Source organism: Pseudomonas fluorescens, from assembly GCF_001902145.1.
Taxonomy (GTDB): domain Bacteria; phylum Pseudomonadota; class Gammaproteobacteria; order Pseudomonadales; family Pseudomonadaceae; genus Aquipseudomonas; species Aquipseudomonas fluorescens_BV.
Map to the genome: position 1 here is coordinate 411051 of NZ_MRST01000025.1, position 21009 is coordinate 432059.

A 21009-nucleotide genomic window follows, 5' to 3' on the forward strand; every position below is an offset into this window, starting at 1 on the left:
GTCCCCATGCCCGCCGCCAAACTGTTAAGCGAACTCAAATCCCTGGGCGTCGAGCTCTGGCCCCAGGATGGCCAACTCAAATTCCGTGCGCCCCAGGGCCTGCTCAATGCCGAGCGCCTGGCGCAACTGCGTGAGCACAAGCAACAGATCCTGCACCTGCTGCAAACCCAGGAGCGGCCCGAGGTCGTGGCCGACCCGGCTCAGCGCCACGCGCCCTTCCCGCTCACCGACGTACAGAACGCCTACCTGCTCGGGCGCCAGTCTTCGTTCGGCTACGGCAATGTCGCCTGCCACGGTTACCTTGAACTGAGCTGGCCGAGCCTCGACCCGCAGCAGGTGGAACAAGCGTGGAACCGCCTGATCGCGCGGCATGACATGCTGCGCGCGGTGATCGCCAGCGAAGGCTCCCAACGCGTGCTGGCCGAAGTCGCGCATTACCCGCTGGCCGTCACGGACCTGCGCGGCACCACCCGCCAACAGCACCAACACGGCGTACAACAGATTCGCCAGGCCATGGAGCAGAAGCTCTACCCGACCGAGGCCTGGCCGCTGTTCGAGTTGCGCCTGAGTCGCAGCGACAGTGGCGACACCCTGCACTTTTCCATGGACTCGCTGATCGCCGACTGGGCTAGCGCGCAATTGCTGTTCAATGAGCTGGAGCAGTTGTTGCACGATCCAGAAGCCCGCTTGCCCACGCTGGACATCAGTTTTCGCGACTATCTGCTGGCCGAACGCGGCCTGCTCGAAGGCAGCCGCCACCAACGAGACCGCGACTACTGGCTGGCGCGCATCGACGAACTGCCCGCCGCACCGCAGCTGCCGGCGCCCCTGAGCGGCGAAGACACCCGCGTGCCGCGCTTTCAACGCCACTCTGCGCAACTCGACGCCCAGCAATGGGCCGCCCTGAAAAGAGCCGCCAGCGCCCTCGGTCTCACCCCCTCCATCGTGGTGCTCAGCGCCTATGCCGGCACCTTGCAGCGCTGGAGCCAGCAACCCGCCTTCAGCCTCAACCTGACCCTGCTCAACCGCTTGCCCCTGCATCCGCAAGTGGGCCAGTTGGTGGGGGACTTCACCTCGGTCAGCCTGTTGCAGGTCAACGATCCCCAAGGCCAGGACTTCACCAGCCAGGCGCGCCAACTGGGCAACCAATTGTTCGCCGACCTGGAGCATCGGCTGTTTTCCGGCATTCAAGTGATGCGTGAAATCGGCCGGCGTCGCGGCCGGGAAGCAGCCGCCATGCCGGTGGTGTTCACCAGTGCCATTGGCCTGGGGATCGAACCTCCGGCCAGCAGCCAGCGCCGGGTCGGCCACGGCATCACCCAGACGCCCCAGGTGACCCTCGACTGCCAAGTGATGGACGACGCCCAGGGCCTGCACATTCACTGGGACGTGCGCCAAGGCGTGTTCCCTGGCGGCCTGGTCGAGGACATGCAACAAGCCTTCGTTTCCGAACTGCGATTGTTAGCCCTTGACCCGGCTGCCTGGGACCACCCGATGCACGTGCCGCTGCCGGCCTGGCAACAGCGTGAGCGCCTCGCTGCCAATGCCAGCGCCGCCCCACTGCCCACCGGTCGCCTGCATGACGCCCTGCTGGCCATGGCGTGGGAACGGCCGCAGGCGCTGGCGGTGGTCGATGCCCACGGCAGCCTGACCTACGCCGCCTTGATGGAGCGCGCCCTGGCGGTGGCCGCGGCCTTGCACGCCGCCGGTTGCCGTGCCCAGGAACCGGTCGCAATTCTCATGCCCAAGGGCCGCGACCAGGTGGTGGCGGCCTACGGTGTGCTACTGGCTGGCGCAGCCTACCTGCCCCTGGACAGCAACGCCCCGGCCGCCCGCCGCGACCGCGTGCTGCACAGCGCCAAGGTGCGGTATGTGCTCGGCTGTTCCCATGCGCTGCCCCAAGTGCCGTTGCCCGACGGTCTGGCCTGGCATGCCGTCGACCAATTGGCCCCAGCCACGCCGGACTTTCCGGCACCCGACGGCAGCCCCGACGACCTCGCCTACGTGATCTACACCTCAGGCTCCACGGGGGAGCCCAAAGGCGTGATGATCAGCCATCGCGCCGCCCTCAATACCGTGCAGGACATCAACCGGCGCTTGGAGGTCAGCGCAACTGACCGCGTGCTGGGCCTGGCGCAACTGAGTTTCGACCTGTCGGTGTATGACCTGTTCGGCCCGCTCGCGGTCGGCGGCACCTTGGTGCTGCCCGACCCGGCACGCGGCGCCGACCCGTCGCACTGGGCCGAGCTGGTGCAGCGTCATCAGGTGACGCTGTGGAATTCGGTGCCCGCGCAGCTGCAGATGCTGGCCCACTACCTGCAGGCCGAGCCACGGCCTTTGGACAGCCTGCGCCTGGCGCTGCTGTCGGGGGACTGGATCCCATTGAACCTGCCGCCCCAACTGCAAGCGCTGTTGCCAGGCCTGGCCCTGTTGGCCTTGGGCGGCGCCACCGAAGCCTCGATCTGGTCGAACCTTCACCCCATCGGCGCGATTGACCCGGCGTGGCGCAGCATTCCCTACGGCCTGCCGCTGGCCAACCAGGGTTTTCGCGTGCTGGACAGCCAATGGCGCGATGCGCCCACCTGGGTGCCGGGCGACCTGTACATCACCGGCGTCGGCCTGGCCCAGGGTTACCTGGGTGATCCAGCATTGAGCAACGCCCGGTTTTTCGCCCACCCGCTCGACGGCCAGCGCCTGTATCGCACCGGTGACCGGGGCCGCTACTTGCCGGGGGGTGAACTGGAGTTCCTCGGCCGTGAAGACGGCCAGGTCAAGATCCGTGGCCATCGTGTGGAGCTGGGCGAAATCGACGCCGCGTTGCTCGCCACGCCAGGCGTAGACAGTGCCGTGAGCCTGCTCAACGGTGAGCTGCTGGCCTTCGTCACCGCCACGCGCGTCGAGCCCGAACCGCTGCCGGGCGCGCCGTTGCTGAGCGCGGTGCAGCGTTACGCCGACAGCCAGGTCGGCAGCTTCGATGCGCAGCAGGTACGCGACTATCAGGCCGACCTCAACGCCGCGGCATTGAGTTCCATGCTGGAGGTGATGCGCAAGGCCAAGCTATTTTGTGGCGCGTTGGCCGAGCCGGATACGGCCGCCATCCTGCAGGCCCTGCAAGTACAACCCCGTCATCATTGGCTGGTACGCCGCTGGTTGGCGGCCTTGTGTGACGCAGGGCTGTTGCAACGCGAACAGTCCCGCTATCGCCTGCTGCACAGCGGGCCGACCCCGGCGCTGGCCTGGGGCCGGGTGGAACAGGCGGTCGCGTGTGGGTTATGCAGCCAGGCGCTGCTCGACTACCAGCTCGACCATGTGCGGCAACTGCCACAACTGCTGCGTGGCGAGGTCAACCCGTTCGACCTGTTGTTCCCCCAGGGCCAGCAAGACCTGGCGTTGCAGCTGTATGGCGGGGATGCCGTATCGCGCTACAACAACCACAGCATCGCCGCGCTGATCAACCGCCTGGCCACCCACCACGAGGGCGACGGCCCGCTGCGCATCCTGGAAATCGGCGCGGGCACCGGGGCCACCAGCGCCCCGGTGATCAGCCTGCTCGATGGCCTGGAAGTGGATTACCTGTTCACCGACATGACCGCCTTCTTCCTGCCGGCGGCCAAGCAACGCTTTGCCGACCACCCCTGGGTGCGTTACGGCGTGCTGGACATTGACCAGGCCATTCGCCCCCAGGGCTTGGCCAGCAACAGCGTAGATATCGTGCTGTGCGCGGGCATGCTCAACAGCGTCAAGGACATCGACCACGCCCTCGGCCAGATCAGCGAATTGCTCAGCCCCGGTGGCTGGCTGGTGTTCAGCGAACCGACCGGTGAGTGGCCCGCCATCCTGCTGACCCAGGGCTTCATGATGACCCCGGCGGGCGGTGACCACGACCAGGGCCGCAGCGGCTTGCGCAGCGCCCAGACCTGGCAGGCACGGTTGCAGGCACTGGGCGGCGAAATGCTGCCCGCCCTGCCCCACGCCGACCACCCGCTGGCGGCTCTGGGCATGCAGGTATTCGCCGCGCGCTTGAAGGCCGGGTTCCAGCGCTTGAGCGTTGAGCACCTGCGCCGTGCCCTGGCGCAGCGCCTGCCGGACTACATGCTGCCGGCACACCTGCAAGTGCTCGACTGCCTGCCCCTGACCGCCAACGGCAAGGTCGACCGCCAGACCCTGGCCCACTGGCGCCCCGCCGTGGATGCCCAGGCCGAAAGCAGCCAGGACGCGCCCAGCGACCCGCTGACCGCCGAGCTGTGCCGGGTGTGGGCCGAGGCCCTGGGCTTGGCGCAGATCGGCGCGGACGACAGCTTCTACGAGAAAGGTGCCGATTCGCTGATCCTCGCCCGCGTCGCCGGCCAGTTGCGCGAACAACTGCCCCAGGCCCACAGCCTGAGCTACGACACGCTACTGCGACAAATGCTCAACGAGCCGAATGTGCGTGCCCTGGCGCGCCTGCTCAACCACGGCCAAAGCACACCTGCCGCTGCGGCGCCTGACCAAGCGCAGCGCGCGCCCCACAGTAACGCCCTGGTAGTGCCTTTCGGCGGTGGCGAGAGCGGCCCGGTACGGGTGATGTTCCATGCCGCCCTGGGCACGTTGGATTATTTCCAGCACCTGGGCCGTGCACTGGCGGCTCAACAGGCCGGCCCGGTGATTGGCTTTGCGGTGGCCGACACCGCGCAATACCTGGCGCTGGAACCCAAGCGCCTGATCGAAAGCGTGGCCCAGGACTACGCCGATCGCTTGATCGCCGACGGCCATCAACGCTTCCAGTTGATCGGCTACTGCCTGGGCGGCCTGCTCGCCACCGAAGTTGCCCGGCGCCTGCTGGAACGTGGCATGGAGGTGGTAGACCTGAGCCTGATCGACAGCATCCCGATGTTTATCGACACCGACGAAGAGCTGGCCTATGAGGCGATCTTCGTGCCCAACCTCAACCTGGACCCGGTGAAAACCGTGTTCGGCGCGCACATCGAAGACTACGACGTGTACCGCGCCATCGACCTGCTGATGGCCCGCGACAACCGCCGCGTACCCGCTGGCGCCATGGCCGCCCTGAGCGGCGATCCCGGCCTGGAGGCGCTGGCACTGGCGGTGCGGCAACAGTCGGCACGCAGCCAGGAGGAGCGCCTGGCCGAGTACGCACGCCTGGCGTCTGGCCAGGCCGGCGTGCCCATCGGCCCCGAGCTGGTACCGACGCTGTTTCGCGTGTGCCGCCACAGCATGCGGGCGGCGCGGTTCGATCCGCCGCCGTTCCTCGGCAACATGACCTACCTGCGCTGCCTGGAGCAGCAATCGTTCGGCATTACCGGCGGCGTCGGGCACCTGGCGGCACCGTTCTGGGAAGACGCGTGCCTGGGTCAATTCACCCTGATCGACGTGCCCGGCAACCATTTCAGCGTGATCGAACCGCCCCACGTGCACACCGTCACGGCACACCTGCTTGAGGCGCTTGGGAAAAACTCATGACCACTGCCCTGGATACCCTCAAACGCCCGGTCAACCGCCTGATTCGCCTCGGCGTGGTGTTCGCCGCGATCGGCGCTCTGGTCAACCTGGTGCCCTTTATCGGCCTCACCGAACTGGGCCGCTTGCTGCTCGCGGGCAACGCCGACAGCCCCACGCTGTGGCGGTGGGCGGCCCTGGTAGTCATCGCCCTGAGCCTGGGTTGGATGGCCAGCGGCGTGGCGCTGTGGCTGACCCACCTGGCCGACCATCGCCTGCAATCGAGCTTGCGCGAAGCCATGGTGCGCAAGCTCGGTCGCGTGCCGTTGGGGTGGTACACCGACACCACCTCGGGCGCGGTGCGCAAGGTGGTGCAGGACGACCTTGAAGACCTGCACCACCTGGTCGCCCACCACGCGGTAGAACTCACCGCCGCCATTGTCACGCCGCTGGCGGGGCTGGTATGGCTGACCACGTTGAACTGGCGCCTGGCGCTGCTTGCGGTGCTGACTCTGCCGATCTATGCGGTGGCCTACAGCCTGATGATGCGCGGCTTCGGCACCAAGATGCAGTTGCTCGACAAGAGCATGACCCGGGTCAGCGCAGCGATTGTCGAGTTTGTCCACGGCATTGCCGTGGTCAAGGCGTTCGGCCAGGTGGGCCAGGCCCATCGCAGCTATCAACAGGCGGTCAATCAGTTCAGCACCCAATACGCCGGTTGGGTCAAGCCGCTGCTGCGCCTGGAGGCGTTTTCGTCGATGGCCCTGAGCGTGCCAGTGATTGTGCTGGTCAGCCTGGGGGTGGGCAGCGTGTTGCTGGCCCAGGGCTGGGTCACCCCGTTGCAGCTGTTCGCCGAAACCCTGGTGGCGGTGGTGATTCCGCAGTCACTGCTGGTGATCAACCAAAGCCTCACCGCGCAACGAACCGCCCTGGCCGCGGCCGACCGCATCGAAGCGCTGCTGGAGGTCGACGAACTGCCCACGCCCAAGGTGTGCAGCCCCCCCCAGGGCAGCGACATACGCTTTGAACAGGTGCAGTTCGGCTATGACCCCGCGCACCTGATCCTCAATGGCGTCGACCTGTACTGCCCGGCCGGCAGCGTGACAGCGCTGGTGGGGGCTTCCGGTGCGGGCAAGTCAACCCTGGCCAAGCTGGTGCCGCGTTTTCACGACGTGAACGCCGGGCGAGTCTGCGTGGGCGGTGTGGATGTGCGCGAGATCGACCCGCGCCAGCTCTATCAGCATGTGGGGTTTGTGTTGCAGGACGCGCAACTGGTGCACGGTACCGTCGCCGACAACCTGCGCCTGGGCCGCCCCGAGGCCAGCGATGCCGAGGTCGAAGCGGCAGCGCGGTCGGCGCAGATTCATTCGCGCATCCAGGCCCTGCCCCGGGGTTACCAGTCGGTGATCGGCGAGGACGCGATTTTTTCCGGCGGCGAGGCCCAGCGCCTGTCCATCGCCCGCACGTTATTGGCCGACACGCCGGTGCTGATCCTCGATGAAGCCACCTCCCACGCCGACCCCGAGTCCGAAGCGTTGATCCAGGATGCCCTGTCCGCCTTGGCTCGGGGCCGTACGGTGCTGGTGATCGCACACCGCCTGGCCAGTATCTGCGGCGTCGACCAGATCGTGGTGCTCGACCAGGGCCGCGTCATCGAAAGCGGGCGCCATGAACAACTGCTGCAGGCCAACGGTGCCTACGCCCGGCTGTGGCGCGCCAGCGCTGAAACCACCGCCCCCGACATGGAGATGTCCTTGTGATCCGCAGCCTCGTGACTTTATTGGGCCCGGCCCATGCCGCACGCTTGTACCGCTACCTCGCCTGGCTGGTGACCAGTGCCGTGCTGCAAGGGGTAGCCGTCGCGTTCCTGGTGCCGGTCCTGCACGCGCTGTTTGCCGGTGACCTGCGCAGTGCCTGCCTGTGGCTCGCCGGCCTGGCGGCGATGGCGGTGCTGACCTGCATTGCCCATTACCAGCAGGCCATGAAAGGCTTTGCCCTGGCCCTGGTGGTGTTGACCACCTTGCACGACCGTCTTGGCCAGCACCTGGTGACCTTGCCCCTGGGCTGGTTCAACTCGGAAAAGGTCGGGCGCCTGTCGCGCAGCGCCACCAGCGGCACGCTGATGGTCACCGGCTTGTTTGCTCACTACCTGGGCCCAGTGGTGTCGGGTGTGGTGGTGCCGGCTACGGTGGCGTTGACCCTGTTCGTGTTTGACTGGCGCCTGGGCCTGACCGCGGTGCTGTGTGCGCCGCTGATCTACTTTGCCCATCATTGGTCGGCGGCCGCCATCGGCAGCAACGATGCGCGGGTGGAGGCCGCCGCGACGCTGGCGGGTAACCGCGTGGTGGAGTTTGCTCGCTACCAGCAAGTGCTGCGCGCCTTCGGTCGCACCCAGGAGGGGTACGCACCTTTGCAGGCTGCCAACCTGGCGCAGAAACATGCCGGCGGCTCGATGCTGTCCCAGACCTTCCCGAAACTGCTGGCCGGTGGCTTGACTGTGCAACTGGCGTTTGCGCTGCTGGTGGGCGTGGGCATCGCCCTGGCCAGCCACGGCGAAATCGACGCCATCCAGTTGGTCGCCCTGCTCGCGCTGGCTGCTCGTTTTGTTGGGCCATTGGCCGAAGCGGCGGCGCGCAGCGGCTTGTTGCGCATGGCGGGCAACGACCTGGAACAACTGGTGAGTATCCTGCGCGAGCCGCCGTTGCCAGAGCCCGCCGTAAGCCAGCCATTGACGGCGCCTGGCAGCCTGGCCTTCGACCAGGTCAGCTTCGCTTACCCCAGCGGGCCCAAGGTATTGCACCGCCTGTCGTTCAACGCCCCGGCCCACACGATGACCGCAATCGTCGGCGCCTCGGGCTCCGGCAAGACCACCGTCACGCGTCTGCTGATGCGCTTTTTCGATGCCAGCGAGGGCAGCGTCAAGGTAGGTGGCGTGGACGTGCGTGAGCTGTCCAACGCAGCGCTGATGGCCCAACTGTCCCTGGTGATGCAGGACGTCTACCTGTTCGACGACAGCCTTGAGGCCAACATCCGCGTCGGCAGCCCGGACGCCAGCGCCGAACAAGTCGCCGAAGCGGCACGGCTGGCCGGCGTCGATGAAATCGTCGCGCGCTTGCCCCAGGGTTGGAACACCCCCGTGGGGGAAGGTGGTGCGGCGTTATCCGGCGGCGAACGCCAGCGCGTGTCCCTGGCCCGCGCGTTGCTCAAGCGGGCGCCCATCGTGCTGTTGGATGAAGCCACGGCGGCCCTCGACCCGCACAACGAAGCCTTCGTGCAAGCGGCCATTGGCAGCCTGATGCAAAGCGCCACGGTGCTGGTGATCGCCCATCGCCTGCCGACCATCATGGCCGCCGACCAAATCCTGGTGCTGGATGAAGGGTGCCTGGTGGAGTCTGGCACCCATGCCCAATTACTGGCCCAGGGTGGTCGCTACGCCGGGTTCTGGCATGACCGCCAGCGTGCCGGTGGCTGGCGCTTGAACGCCGAGGCCCAGCCATGCTGATCGGGGTGTTGGGCGCCAGTGGCGACGTGGGCCTGGCCAGTGCCCAGGCGTTGTTGACCCTGGGGGTGAGCGACCTGCGCCTGGGCGGGCGCGATGCCGTCAAGGGCGCATACTGTGTGGACCGGCTCCAGCAGCAATGGCCACAAGCACGCCTGCAGTGGGCCTCGGTGGACTTCAACGACGCACAAGCTATGGCTGCATTCGCCCGTGGCTGCGACGTGCTGCTCAACTGCGCGGGCCCATCCTGGCAGCTGCAAGGCCATGCCGCCCACGCAGCGCTGCGGGCCGATGCTCATTACGTCGATGCCGCCGACCCTGTGCAACTTGACCCGGCCCAGTGGCGTGGCCGTTGCGCGGTGCTGGGCGCCGGCTTGCAACCGGGGCTTACCGGCCTGCTGCCGCGCTGGCTGGCCGAGCAAGGGTTTACCCAGGTGCACCGCCTCACCAGCTACTTCGGTTTGCGCGATCACTTCACCCGTGTGGCCGCCGATGACTTTTTGCAAGGCGCGGTGGATGGCAGCAGCGAACCGCTGGCAGCCTGGGAACACGGCCGGCGTCATCGCGCCTTGCGCCGGCAACGCGACGTGTCGGTGCCCTGCTTCCCCGGCCGGGTTCACCTGCTGCCGTACCTCAACCTTGAGGGCGAACGCCTGGCCATGGACCTCAACCTGGACGTCGGCCAATGGTTCAACGTGATCACCGACGGCCACGTCCTCAAAGCCCTCGACCAAGCCCATGGTTTGCCACGGGCCGACGCCGTGCAGCGCTTGTGCGAAGCCAGCCGGCTCGACCTCAGCGGCCAGGCGCCCTTCGTCACCCTGCTGCTGCAACTCGATGGAATGCACCACGACCAGGCCCTGACCCGCAGCCTGGTGCTCAGCGGCGCGGGCAATGCAGCGCTGACCGCCGCCATGGCAGCGGCCACGGTCATCAGCGTGGTGGAAGGTGAAATCCGCGCCGGCTGCCATGCAGCCGCCCAGGTCCTGCCGCCCGCCGCCAGCCTTGAACGCCTGCTGCGCACCTCGGCGATTCAGGCCCTGAACCTGCTGCACAGCCCGCTCGATCAACTGCATACCGCCGACGAAGGTTGCCTATGAACACGGCGTTGAACGAGCTGGAACAGCTGAGCCTGGGCGTGATGGCCCAGGTGTTGTCGCACACCCAAGCATTGCCGCTACAGGTATGGCGCAACGCCGAACAGGTCAACCAGGCCCTGGGCACAGCGGCACGGCATGCCTGGGTAGTACGGCGTTGGCTGGTGGCCTTGGGCCGTGCGGGCCTGCTGCGCGAAGCCGGCGAACGGGTGGCCTGGCGCACGCCGCCACCTGACCCGCAGCTCGGTGAATTGCCACGCCTGTATGGCGCGCTGGGCTTTCCCGCCAGCATGGCGCGCCTGCACACCCAAGTCATCGAGTGCCTGCCCGACCTGCTGCGTGATCAGTTCACCCTCACCCACTTGCTGATGCTCGGCGGCGACCCGGTAAAGGTATTGAGCGCCTACCAGCACAACCACTTCACCACAACAATCAATCAAACCCTGGCCGAGCGCGCGCGGCAAATCAGCGCCGCTGACGGGCGGCTAAGGGTGCTGGAACTGGGTGGCGGTGCCGGCGGCACCACCGACGCAGTGCTGGCGGCGCTGCAAGCGTGCGAGAAGGACTATCGCTTCACCGACATCAGCGCGCTGTTTACCGGCGCCGCGCACCGCCAGTTTCGCCTTGAGCCAGGCATGCAGTTCGGCCTGCTCGACCTCAATCTCAACTTCAGCGGCCAGGGCATATTGCCCGGCACCCAGGACCTGGTGATCGCCGGCAACGTGCTGCACAACGCCCGCGACCTGCCCTACAGCCTTGGACAGATTCGCAGCAGCCTGCGCGACGGCGGTGCCTTGCTGTTCAGCGAATCCATCGCCGACAACCCGGCGATGCTGACCTTCATGCACCTGTTGCTGTCGCCCGCCGCCGATGCGCCGTTGCGTCCCCACGATGAAGCCTTCATGGCCGCCGATGCCTGGGACCTGGCCTTGCGGGCCACCGGCTTCGAGTTGCTTGAGGTATGGCCCAGCGCGTGCGACCCGCTCGCCGCCGCGGGGCAACGCTTGTTTCATGCCATAGGAGTTTGAGGATGAATGTCGATACCTTACTGATCGACCTGCCCGCCGGAGCGCATCCGTGGCGTCTGCCGACCTTGACCGACCTGGGCGCGCATCAACAGGCACCGGCACGTTTGCTGGCGGTGCTTGAACGCCAGCGCCCGGCGGTGGTGGTGATGAGCGCCCAGCAGTTGGAGCGCCTGCTGGACTTTCCCGCCCTGGCCTTGAGTGATCTGAGCCATCTGGAGCAGTTGGTGTTCGTCAGCGAGCGCCCCGGTGACTGGCAACTGGCCGAACGGGCCGCAGCCCAACTGGATTGCCACGTGCGGGGTTTCACCGAAGATGGACGCGACCTGGCCGACCTCAAGCGTGAGCAACAGCGCTGGTGTGAGCGAGCCTTGGGGCACCCCAAAGTGAGTGCGGTCGCGCTGCATGGCCAGACCTTGTTCGCCGTCCCCCACCCTTGCGAGCCAGCGGCTGTGGACGATCACCTGGACGCGACCGAGGCCGCCATCGACCAGTCATTCAGCCTCGCGCAATTGAGCCAGGCCGTGCAGTTGAACCAACGCTTGAGCCACGCGGCCCTGCTGTCGATGCTTAACGGCCTGGAGCAATGCGGCTTGCTGCCGGCGCCGCTCAATGATGTGGCCCAAAGTCTGGCCAATGCCGGCATCGCTCCTGGTCACCGGCCCTTGATCGCACGCTGGCTGGACGTGTTGCAAGCCCAGCAACTGCTGCAGCGCAAGGGCGACCACCTGTATCCCAGCCTCGACGCCAGCGCCTGGAGCACCGCCACGCTGGAAGGCCTTTGGGCACAGTTGAGCCTGGACTGGGCACAAAACACCGGCGGCAGCGCCACCCTCGACTATGCACGGGACAACGCCCGCCAGTTGCCAGCGCTGATGCGCGGCGAGTGCGCCGCCGTGCACCTGCTGTTTCCCCAAGGCCGCACCGATCGCGCAGCTGCGCTGTACCGCGAAAGCCTGGCGGCGCAATACCAGCATCGCAGTGTGGCGCATTGGGTGGGTGCCTGGGCAGCGCGCCAACCCACCGATGCGCCGTTGCGCGTGCTGGAGGTCGGCGCCGGCACCGGTTCCACCACCCAGGCGGTGTTGCCCGCCCTGGCGAATAGCCCCGTGGACTACCTGTGCACCGACGTGTCGCGCTACTTCAGCGAACAGGCCGCCGAGCGCCTGCACGCCTGGCCATGGGTACGCCACGGCGTGTTCGATATTGACCGCCCTGCCCTGGCCCAGGGTTATCACACTCAGGGCTGGGACTTGATTATCGCCGGCGGTGTACTCAATGCCGCTCGCGACACCGAGCGCTCCCTGGCCATTCTACTGACCTTGCTCAGGCCGGGCGGCTGGCTGGTGTTCAGCGAGCCGACCCGGGAGGAATTCTGGGTAATGGCGTCCCAGGCCTTCATGCTCAACCAGGCCAGCGATGAACGCGCACTCAGCAGTTGCACCTTCCTGGACCTCAACCAGTGGCAAAGCGCCCTGGCCCGTGCCGGCTTCCAGGGCAATCGCAGCCTGCCCGCCGCCCACCACCCGTTGGCGCGCCTGGGCCATCGCGTCTTCGTCGCCCAAGTGCCCGAGCAACGCCTGAGCCGTGCCGCGCTGGCGGCCCACCTGGAACACCCCGACCTGCAGCTTGAACTGCTCGACCGTCTGCCCGACCTGCCTATCGCCAAGGACCTGCCATGACCCCGCTGGCCTACCCCTTCAACGCTTTCACCGACCTGGCGCTGGCTGAGCCTTATCGCCATGCCCAGCAAGCGCCCGGCCTGCTGCGTATCCAGATGCCCATTGGCGCGCCCGCCTGGCTCGCCACCCGCTATGACGATGTGCGCCAGGTGCTGGGCGACCGGCGTTTCAGCCGTAGCGAGGCGTTTCGCCGTGACGATGCACCGCGGGCGTTCCCACGCATCGCCGGTGGCATCGTGATGATGGACCCGCCGCAGCTGACCCGCATTCGCTCCCGAGCTGCCCAGGCGTTTACCCGGCGCCGCGTCGAAGCCTTGCGCCCCCATGCACGGGCCTATGCCCACCAGTTGATCGACCGCATGCTCGCCGCCGGCCCGCCCGCTGACCTGGTCAACGACTTTGCCTTGCCGCTGCCCCTGGCGTTGATTTGCCAATTGCTTGGCGTACCGCTGCACGATCGCGAACGTTTCAAACAGTGGAACGACTCGTTGCTGTCGACCCGCCCCGAAGACGCGGCCCTGACGCAACAGCACTTGGGCGAACTCGCGGCGTACATCAAGGGCCTGGTCGCCGAGCGCCGCCGCCACCCCCAGGACGATTTCATGACCGCCCTGGCCCAGGCCGACGAACAAGGCGAGTGCCTGAGCGAAGAACAACTGCTGCTTTTGTGCATCGCCATCCTGGTCGCCGGCTACGAAGGCAGCGCGTCGCAGATTCCCAACTTCATCCTCGTGCTGCTGGACAACCCGCAGCAATGGCAACAGCTCAAGGCCCACCCCGAGCAGATCCCCCAGGCGGTGGAAGAGCTTTTGCGCTATATCCCGCTGGCCTCGGCGGCAATGTTTGTGCATCACGCCCTGCAAGACATTCAGGTGGGTGAAACCCTGGTGCGCCAAGGCGAGGCGGTATTCGCTTCAATCGGCGCGGCCAACCATGACCCGGCGCGCTTTGCCAACCCACAGGTCCTGGACCTGCAACGCGATACCCAGGGCCATTTCGGTTTCGGCCACGGCCTGCATCATTGCATCGGCGCGGCGCTGGCGCGGGTGGAGTTGCAGGAGGCGTTGCAGGCGCTGGTGCAACGCCTGCCCAGCTTGAAACGCTGCGGGGCGGTACAGTGGAAAACCGCGACCTTTTTCCGCGGTGCCCACTGCCTGCCGGTGACCTGGTCATGAGCCGCCCACGCCAACGCGTGATCGTCGCGGGCACCGCGTTTGGTCGCATTTACCTGCAAGCCCTGGCCCGGGCCCATGAGCGTTATGAGCTGGTGGGGATCCTGTCGCGCGGCAATGCCTACTCCCGAGCCTGCGCCGACCACTACGGCGTGCCACTGTACGAGACCGTGGAACAGGTGCCGGACACCGTCGATATCGCCTGTGTGGTGGTGCGCTCCGGCGCAACCGGTGGCGCCGGCAGCGAACTGGCCCAGCAGTTGCTGCGCCGTGGCATTCACGTGTTGCAGGAACACCCGGTGCATCACCGCGAAATCGCCACGTGCATGCAGGCGGCACGCCAGGGCCAGGCGGCCTACGCGGTGAATACGCTGTACCCCAATATCCTTGCGATCCGGCGCTTTCTCGCGGTGGCCGACTACCTGCGCGAGCAACACGGGCTGGCCTATATCGACGCGGCCTGTAACAGCCAGGTGGCCTACCCCTTGCTCGACATTCTCGGGCGCCTGGCCGGTGGCCTGCGGCCTTGGGCATTTGCAGCACCCGCCGCCAGCGTCGGCGCACACCCCTTCACACAGCTGAGCGCCAGTTTCAATGGCGTGCCCATCAGCCTGCGCGTGCAGAACCAAGTGCATCCCCAGGACCCGGACAACCATTCGTTTTTGATGCATCGCCTGGAAGTGGGCTGTGAAGCCGGCGTACTGAGCCTCTGCGATACCCACGGTCCGGTGCTGTGGAACCCGCGCCTGCATGCACCACGGGACAGCACCGACCGCCTGATCATGGCGGGCCCCGGCAGCGAACGACTGGCCGGGCCGACCATGGTGGTGCTCGACCCGCAGATACCTGCCAGCTATCACCAGGTGTTCAACCAGGTGTGGCCGGATGCGGTCTGCCTCGCCCTGGACGCGTTGTGCGCCGACATCGAAACACCCGCGCGACGCCTGCGCAGCGGCGTGTGGGCCACCGAGGTGTCGATGGCCTGGCGCGAAATGAACAGCCTGATCGGTATGCCCCAGTTGATTGAGCCGCCTGTTCCCCAGGCCTTGCCGCTGGCCGAGTTGCACCGCCGCGCCGAGGCCGTGCAACCCCCTGGCGCTGACCCCAGCGCTCAACTCTTGGGAGCCCTGCCCTTTTGAATACTGCCCAGTTCCGTTCCTCCTGCAGCCACGTATTGCTGTGGGTGCGCGACCTGCATCAGGCCGTGGCGAGTTTTCGCGCCGCCGGGTTCGAGGTCACCTACGCCACCGCCGAGGCCCGCGCCCAGCACGCGCACATTTGGTTCAGCCACGGGCCGATCATCGAGTTGCTCACCACGCCGCGCCACGCCTGGCTGTTCAAATGGCCCATCGACTGCCTGGCCGGGCGTGGTGCCGGGCGGCGCATGTTGCGCTGGGCCGCCCACGGCGAAGGCTTCTGCGACCTGGCGTTGCTGTGCGATGACGCCGCCCTGGCGCCGCGTCTGAAGGGCCTGGCGGCCAGCGGCGTGGCCATGGGCCGCGTGGTGAACTGGCAACGCACCTGTGCAGACGGCAGCCAGACGCGCTTTCGTTTTGTCTACCCGCGCCATGAGCGCCTGCCTTTCCTGGTGACGCCCTACACGCCCACGCAGCATCCGGCGCGGCTGATCCATCCCAACGGCGCCACTGGCCTGGCGGCCATTCACCTTGGCGTGAGCCCCGCCGACCACACCGCCCTAAACCTGCTCGCGGGCGACGACCCTATGTTGCACCTGCAACCGGCCACCCACACCGGCGTCCAGGCGGTGCAGATCGCCGGCCTGGCGCAACCACTGAGACTGCACGGCGCCCAATTGCTCGGCTGCCCGACTGCCCAAGGAGATTGCCATGCTTGATGGATGCACTGACTGGCCCGAAGACTTTATCCGCCGCTACCGCGAGCAAGGCTACTGGCAAGGCGCGCCCCTGGGCCAACTGCTGCGCGAGCAAGCCCAACGCACACCACAACGTGAAGCCCTGGTCGACGGCAACCGACGCTGGAGCTACGCCGAACTGGACCAACACGCCGACCGCCTGGCCGCCGGCCTCGCCGAGTGCGGGCTGTTCGCCGGCCAGCGGGTGCTGGTGCAACTGCCCAATATCGCTGAGTTTTTCAGCCTGACCTTCGCCCTGCTGCGCCTGGGGGCGATCCCGGTGTTTGCACTGCCGGCCCACCGCGAGCATGAATTGGCCCACCTGGCCCATCTGAGCCAGGCGGTGGCCTATGTGATTGTCGATCAGCACCTGGGCTTCGATTACCGGCCACTGGCGCGCACCCTGGTTGAACAGGTGCCGAGCCTGCAACAGGTGTGGGTGGTGGGCGCGGCCGAAGAGTTCGTGGCCCTGGCCGATTGCGTCGCCACACCCCGGGAGTTTGCCGCGCCAGACGCCCGGGACGTCGCGGTGCTGCTGTTGTCCGGCGGCACCACCGGCCTGCCCAAGCTGATCCCGCGTACCCATGACGACTACGCCTGCAACGCCCGGCTGGCGGCTCGCGCCTGCGGCTTCGACGACCACACCCGTTACCTGGCGGCGCTGCCGGTGGCGCATAACTTTCCCTTGGCCTCCCCGGGCGCACTTGGCGTATTCAGTGTCGGGGCCACCTTGGTGCTGGCGCCGGAGCCGAGCCCGGACACCGCCTTCGAACTGATTGAACGCGAACGCATCACCCACACGGCGTTGATCCCGCCCCTGGTGTTGTTGTGGCTGGAAGTGGCGCAATGGTCCGACAACGACCTCAGCAGCTTGCAATGGCTGCAAGTCGGCGGCGCGCGCCTCAAGGCCGAGATCGCCGCACGCATCGGCCCCGCCCTGGGCTGTGGCCTGCAACAGGTGTACGGCATGGCGGAGGGCTTGCTGTGTTTTACCCGGTTGGATGACCCGCAGACGCTGGTCTTCGAAACCCAGGGCCTGCCACTGACCGCTGCGGATGAGATCCGTATCGTTGATGGCGATGATGTAGCGGTCGCGCCTGGCGCCGTGGGGGAACTGCTGGTGCGTGGCCCATACACCATTCGGGGCTACTACAACGCCGCCGAGCACAACCAACGGGCGTTTACTGCCGATGGCTTTTATCGCAGCGGCGACCTGGTGCGGCGCCTGCCCGAGGGGCACTTGATTGTCGAAGGGCGCAGCAAGGATGTGATCAACCGTGGCGGCGAGAAGATCCCGGTGGAAGAGATCGAGAACCTGCTGCTGGGCCACCCGCTGATCCGCGATGTGGCGCTGGTGGCCCTGGCCGATGAGTTGCTGGGAGAGCGTAGTTGCGCCTGCGTGCTGGCCCACGACGAACAAATCGACCTGGCTTCGATCAACGCCTGGCTGCGCGAACGTGGGTTGGCCGCCTACAAGTTGCCGGACCGCTTGCAGGTGCTGCGCGAGTTTCCGCTGACACGCCTGGGCAAGGTCAACCGCAAGGCCCTGGCGGAACAGGTGTTGGCATCATGAGCCGCTGGCTACGCGTTTTGCGGGAGGGCCCACAGCCCCGCGCACGCTGGGTGTGCCTGCCCCACGCCGGTGGCAGTGCGAGTTTTTACCGGCCGTGGCTGGCGCACTTGCCGGGGGATATCGACCTGCTGGCGGTGCAATATCCCGGCCGTGAAGAGCGCTTCAACGAGGCGCATGTGCCGTGCCTGGCGACCCTCGCCGAGCACATCAGCCAGGCGTTGCTGGCCTTGCCTGCGCGGCCCCTGTTGCTGTTTGGCCACAGCATGGGCGCGGCACTGGCCTATGCCGTGGGCGTACACCTGGAAGCAGCCGCTGCCGGCCCGGCCCATGTGTTTGTCTCGGCCCATGCGCCGCCCCACCGGCAACCGCCCAGCGACCTGCACCGCCAGGCTGACAGTGCACTGATCGCCGACATCCTGCGCCAGGATGCCCAGGCCGCCGGCCTGTGGGCCAACCCGCAGTTGCGTGCGGTGTTCTTGCCCGCGCTGCGCAGCGATTACCAGGCCATCGAAACCTGGCGCCCTGCACACCTGCCGCCCCTGACGGCGCCGCTGGATGTGCTGCTGGCCCGCGATGACGCCGAAGTCAGCCTGGAACAGGCCCGCGCCTGGGCCGACCTGAGCGGCCATCTCCCGGATATCCGCCTGTTCGACGGCGACCATTTCTACCTCAAGCATCAGCCGCGACCGGTGATCGACCACCTGTTGCAACGCACTGCCTACCTTCAGGAAGACACATGATGAAAACCCCGGAACACTGCACTGGCCTTGCTGATATTCGCCACGCCATCGACAGCCTCGACCAACAGATCATCGACGCCCTTGGCCTGCGCATGCAGTACGTCAAGGCCGCCTCCGCATTCAAACCCGACCAGGCCAGCATCGCCGCCCCGGAGCGCGTCGCGGCGATGCTGCCGCTGCGTCGGCAATGGGCTCAGGACGTCGGGCTGGATGGGGAATTTATCGAAAGCCTGTTCAACCAGATCATCCACTGGTACATCGCCGAGCAGACCGCCTTCTGGCTGCAGAAAAAGAGCAAGGCCGTATGAACGCGAACGATTTGCTCAAGGTGTTCCAGGCCGCGCACCAACGGGCGGTGGCGTACCAACGGCCGGTGATTGCCGTCAGCGCATGCGCCGCGCCGACGCTTGCGCCCTTGGCGCTGTATCAAGCCCATCGGCAAGGTTTCTTCTGGTGTGCGCATTCGCCGGACCTGAGCCTGTTCGGCCTGGGCTGCACCTGGCAGATCGAAGCCACCGGCCCCCAGCGCATGGCCGAGGTGGATCGCCAATGGTTCGCACTGTGCGCCGATGCGCTGGTACAAGGGCCACATGCGCCCTTGTTGCTGGGCGGCATGCGCTTCGATGACCAGCAACCCAGCGCCCCCCATTGGGCGCCCTTTGCCGACGCCAGTTTTCACCTCGCCCACTGGTTGCTCAGCGAGGACGCCAGCGGGCGCTGGCTGCGTTGCCAGCGCGTGATCGAGCCAGGCAGCGACCCCGCCGCACTGGCCCAGGAAAGCCTGGCCGCCTATGAACACCTGCTCAACCCCACCCTCAACCTGGCTGCCACACCCACGGTGCTGGGCCGTAGCGCCTTGCCCCAACATCAATGGCAGGCCACGGTCGAGACCGCACTGGGCGCCATCGCCCAGGGTGAATTGAACAAAGTGGTGCTGGCGCGGCATATCGACCACCGCCTGGACGCTGCCCTCGACACCGGCGCGGTGATGGGCCGCCTGTATGCACGCCGTAACGCCTCGCACCTGTTCGCGATCCACCGTGGCGACCATTGCTTCATGGGCGCCACCCCCGAACGTTTACTCAGTTGCGCGTCGGGCCACCTGACCACCCACGCCCTGGCAGGCAGCACCCGCCGTGGGCTCAAGCCGAATGAGGACCAAGCGCTGGGGGAATGCCTATTGGCCGATCCGAAGGAGCAGCATGAGCATCAACTGGTGGTGCAGACCATCACCCAGGCGCTGCATGACAAGGTCAGCGACCTGCAGGTCGCTTCCCGCCCCTGCCTGCTCAAACTGGCCACCGTGCAGCACTTGAGCACACCGATCAGCGCCCGACTCAACACGGGCAAGCGCCTGCTGGACGGTATCCAGGCCCTGCATCCCACGCCCGCCGTTGGCGGCCTGCCCAGGGCATCGGCCCTGGCGTTCATCCGCGAACATGAAGGTTTTGATCGTGGCTGGTACGCGGCGCCGGTGGGCTGGCTGGACGCCCAGGGCAATGGCGACTTCCTCGTGGCCCTGCGGTCGGCGCTGATCACCCCAAGGCATTGCCACGCGTTCGCCGGCTGCGGCATTGTCGAGGGCTCACTGCCGGCCAATGAATACGAGGAAACCCAGATCAAGCTGGCGAGCATGCAGCAGGCCTTGCAGCTGGCCTGCCCTGCTGATACTGACGCGGCGTACAACCAAATTCGCGGCGAAACACCGTATGCAGGTACTGCGCAGAGGTGAAGCCACAGCGTGCAGCAATGTCGGCAATAGCAAGGCTGTGGTTTTCCAGGCCCTTGGCGGCAGCGGCGAGTTTGAAGCGCAAAATCTCATCATGCACGCTGCAGCCCCGCGCCTTGCGAAAATGCGCTTCCAGAGACGAGCGGGAAACACCGACATAAGCGGCGACCTGATCGGTCTTGATGCCCTGGCAGGCGTACTGACGGATAAACAACAAGGCCTGCATCACGTAAGGGTTGCCCAGGGGTTGGTGCAGGCTGGAGGCTTGCACGTTAATGGCGTCCGGCGGTACCAGCACCTGGGTGCCCGTGCAGGGTTTGCCGTGCAGCATCTGATGCAACAGCGCCGCAGCGGTGCGGCCCATGGTCTCCGTGCCCTGGATCACCGAACTGAGCGGCACCCGCGTGAGGGTACGGGTCAGCGGGTCGTTGTCGATACCGATCAACGCCACCTCTTCCGGCACCGCAATGCCCGCCGTCAGGCAGGCTTGCAGCAATTGCCGGGCACGGGCATCGGTCACCGCGATGATGCCGATAGGCTTGGGCAAACTGTGCAGCCAGGCAATCTGCTGCTCCACCGCGCTGTCCCACAACGGCGCACTGGTGCCCAGGCCGCGATACACCTCTACCTGCAAGCCATCGCGCTGCATCAAGCGGCGAAAGGCTTTCTCACGCTCCTGGGCCCAACGATTGGCCTGGGCTTCGGGCAGGCTGAAACAGGCAAACCGCGTCAACCCCGCCTCAACGAGATGCTCGTAGGCCAGCTTCATCAGGGCATGGTTATCGGTGGCCACATAGGGAATGCCCTTGGGGTACTTGCCCACATCCTCATAAGACCCACCCACCGCCACCACCGGAAGCCGACTGCCGGCCAGCGCCTCGCCGATCAGCGGGTCATCGAAGTCAGCAATGATCCCATCGCCCTGCCAACGCTCGATACCGCGCAGGCGACAGAGGAAGTCCTCTTCCAGGAACAGGTCCCAGGATGCGCGGGTGCTGCTCAGGTAGTTGCCGATACCGGCGATGATGCCGCGGTCGTAGATTTTGCTGCCGTTGAATAGCAAGGCGATACGGTGAACGGGTGGTAGGGTTTTCATTGTTTTTGTCCTGAGGCCGGTCGGTGCAGACGAGTACGCGGAGGTTTGACTGATCAGGATAGCGGGCCTCGGAGGAGGCCCGCTCAA

General features: G+C 66.6%; 14 protein-coding genes. 13 read left to right on the forward strand and 1 reads right to left on the reverse strand.

All coding sequences use genetic code 11. From position 1 onward, the window contains the following. The first annotated feature begins 6 nt into the window (after positions 1 to 6). From BUE92_RS18270 to BUE92_RS18330, 13 genes are read left to right on the forward strand one after another with little or no spacing between them, the layout of a single operon-like run. A complete protein-coding gene (locus BUE92_RS18270; RefSeq protein WP_073525501.1) occupies positions 7 to 5460 on the forward strand; it encodes a non-ribosomal peptide synthetase in 5454 nt (1817 codons plus the stop codon). After that, positions 5457 to 7196, forward strand: coding sequence for an ABC transporter ATP-binding protein (locus tag BUE92_RS18275; protein WP_073525503.1), 1740 nt, complete (start codon positions 5457 to 5459; stop codon positions 7194 to 7196). The genes BUE92_RS18270 and BUE92_RS18275 overlap by 4 nt, the downstream gene beginning before the upstream one ends. Continuing rightward, a complete protein-coding gene (locus tag BUE92_RS18280; protein WP_073525504.1) occupies positions 7193 to 8938 on the forward strand; it encodes an ABC transporter ATP-binding protein in 1746 nt (581 codons plus the stop codon). The genes BUE92_RS18275 and BUE92_RS18280 overlap by 4 nt, the downstream gene beginning before the upstream one ends. Continuing rightward, positions 8932 to 10035 (forward strand): saccharopine dehydrogenase NADP-binding domain-containing protein, encoded by a 1104-nt coding sequence (locus tag BUE92_RS18285; RefSeq protein ID WP_073525505.1) that lies wholly within the window; start codon positions 8932 to 8934, stop codon positions 10033 to 10035. Before BUE92_RS18280 ends, BUE92_RS18285 begins: the two co-directional genes overlap by 7 nt. After that, positions 10032 to 11060 (forward strand): class I SAM-dependent methyltransferase, encoded by a 1029-nt coding sequence (locus BUE92_RS18290; protein WP_073525506.1) that lies wholly within the window; start codon positions 10032 to 10034, stop codon positions 11058 to 11060. Before BUE92_RS18285 ends, BUE92_RS18290 begins: the two co-directional genes overlap by 4 nt. 2 nt (positions 11061 to 11062) lie before the next feature. Next, positions 11063 to 12739 (forward strand): class I SAM-dependent methyltransferase, encoded by a 1677-nt coding sequence (locus tag BUE92_RS18295; protein WP_073525507.1) that lies wholly within the window; start codon positions 11063 to 11065, stop codon positions 12737 to 12739. Next, the gene (locus tag BUE92_RS18300; RefSeq protein ID WP_073525508.1) at positions 12736 to 13914 is read left to right on the forward strand and encodes a cytochrome P450; all 1179 of its coding nucleotides are present in this window, start codon (positions 12736 to 12738) and stop codon (positions 13912 to 13914) included. Before BUE92_RS18295 ends, BUE92_RS18300 begins: the two co-directional genes overlap by 4 nt. Further along, complete coding sequence (locus BUE92_RS18305; protein WP_073525509.1) at positions 13911 to 15050, forward strand: Gfo/Idh/MocA family oxidoreductase; 1140 nt, start codon at positions 13911 to 13913, stop codon at positions 15048 to 15050. Before BUE92_RS18300 ends, BUE92_RS18305 begins: the two co-directional genes overlap by 4 nt. Next, a complete protein-coding gene (locus BUE92_RS18310; RefSeq protein ID WP_073525510.1) occupies positions 15047 to 15766 on the forward strand; it encodes a VOC family protein in 720 nt (239 codons plus the stop codon). The genes BUE92_RS18305 and BUE92_RS18310 overlap by 4 nt, the downstream gene beginning before the upstream one ends. Beyond that, positions 15759 to 17357, forward strand: coding sequence for a (2,3-dihydroxybenzoyl)adenylate synthase (locus BUE92_RS18315; protein ID WP_073525511.1), 1599 nt, complete (start codon positions 15759 to 15761; stop codon positions 17355 to 17357). The genes BUE92_RS18310 and BUE92_RS18315 overlap by 8 nt, the downstream gene beginning before the upstream one ends. Further along, complete coding sequence (locus BUE92_RS18320; RefSeq protein ID WP_073525512.1) at positions 17354 to 18097, forward strand: thioesterase II family protein; 744 nt, start codon at positions 17354 to 17356, stop codon at positions 18095 to 18097. The genes BUE92_RS18315 and BUE92_RS18320 overlap by 4 nt, the downstream gene beginning before the upstream one ends. Beyond that, on the forward strand, positions 18097 to 18405 hold the full coding sequence (locus tag BUE92_RS18325) for an isochorismate lyase (protein WP_073525513.1): 309 nt from the start codon (positions 18097 to 18099) through the stop codon (positions 18403 to 18405). Before BUE92_RS18320 ends, BUE92_RS18325 begins: the two co-directional genes overlap by 1 nt. Continuing rightward, positions 18402 to 19829, forward strand: coding sequence for an isochorismate synthase (locus tag BUE92_RS18330; protein ID WP_073525514.1), 1428 nt, complete (start codon positions 18402 to 18404; stop codon positions 19827 to 19829). The genes BUE92_RS18325 and BUE92_RS18330 overlap by 4 nt, the downstream gene beginning before the upstream one ends. On the opposite strand, the gene BUE92_RS18335 is transcribed toward BUE92_RS18330, so the two are convergent. Next, entirely contained in the window at positions 19717 to 20922 is a 1206-nt protein-coding gene (locus BUE92_RS18335) for a XylR family transcriptional regulator (protein ID WP_073525516.1), read from the reverse strand. The two genes, BUE92_RS18330 and BUE92_RS18335, sit on opposite strands and share 113 nt — an antisense overlap. Between the last annotated feature and the right edge of the window lie 87 nt (positions 20923 to 21009).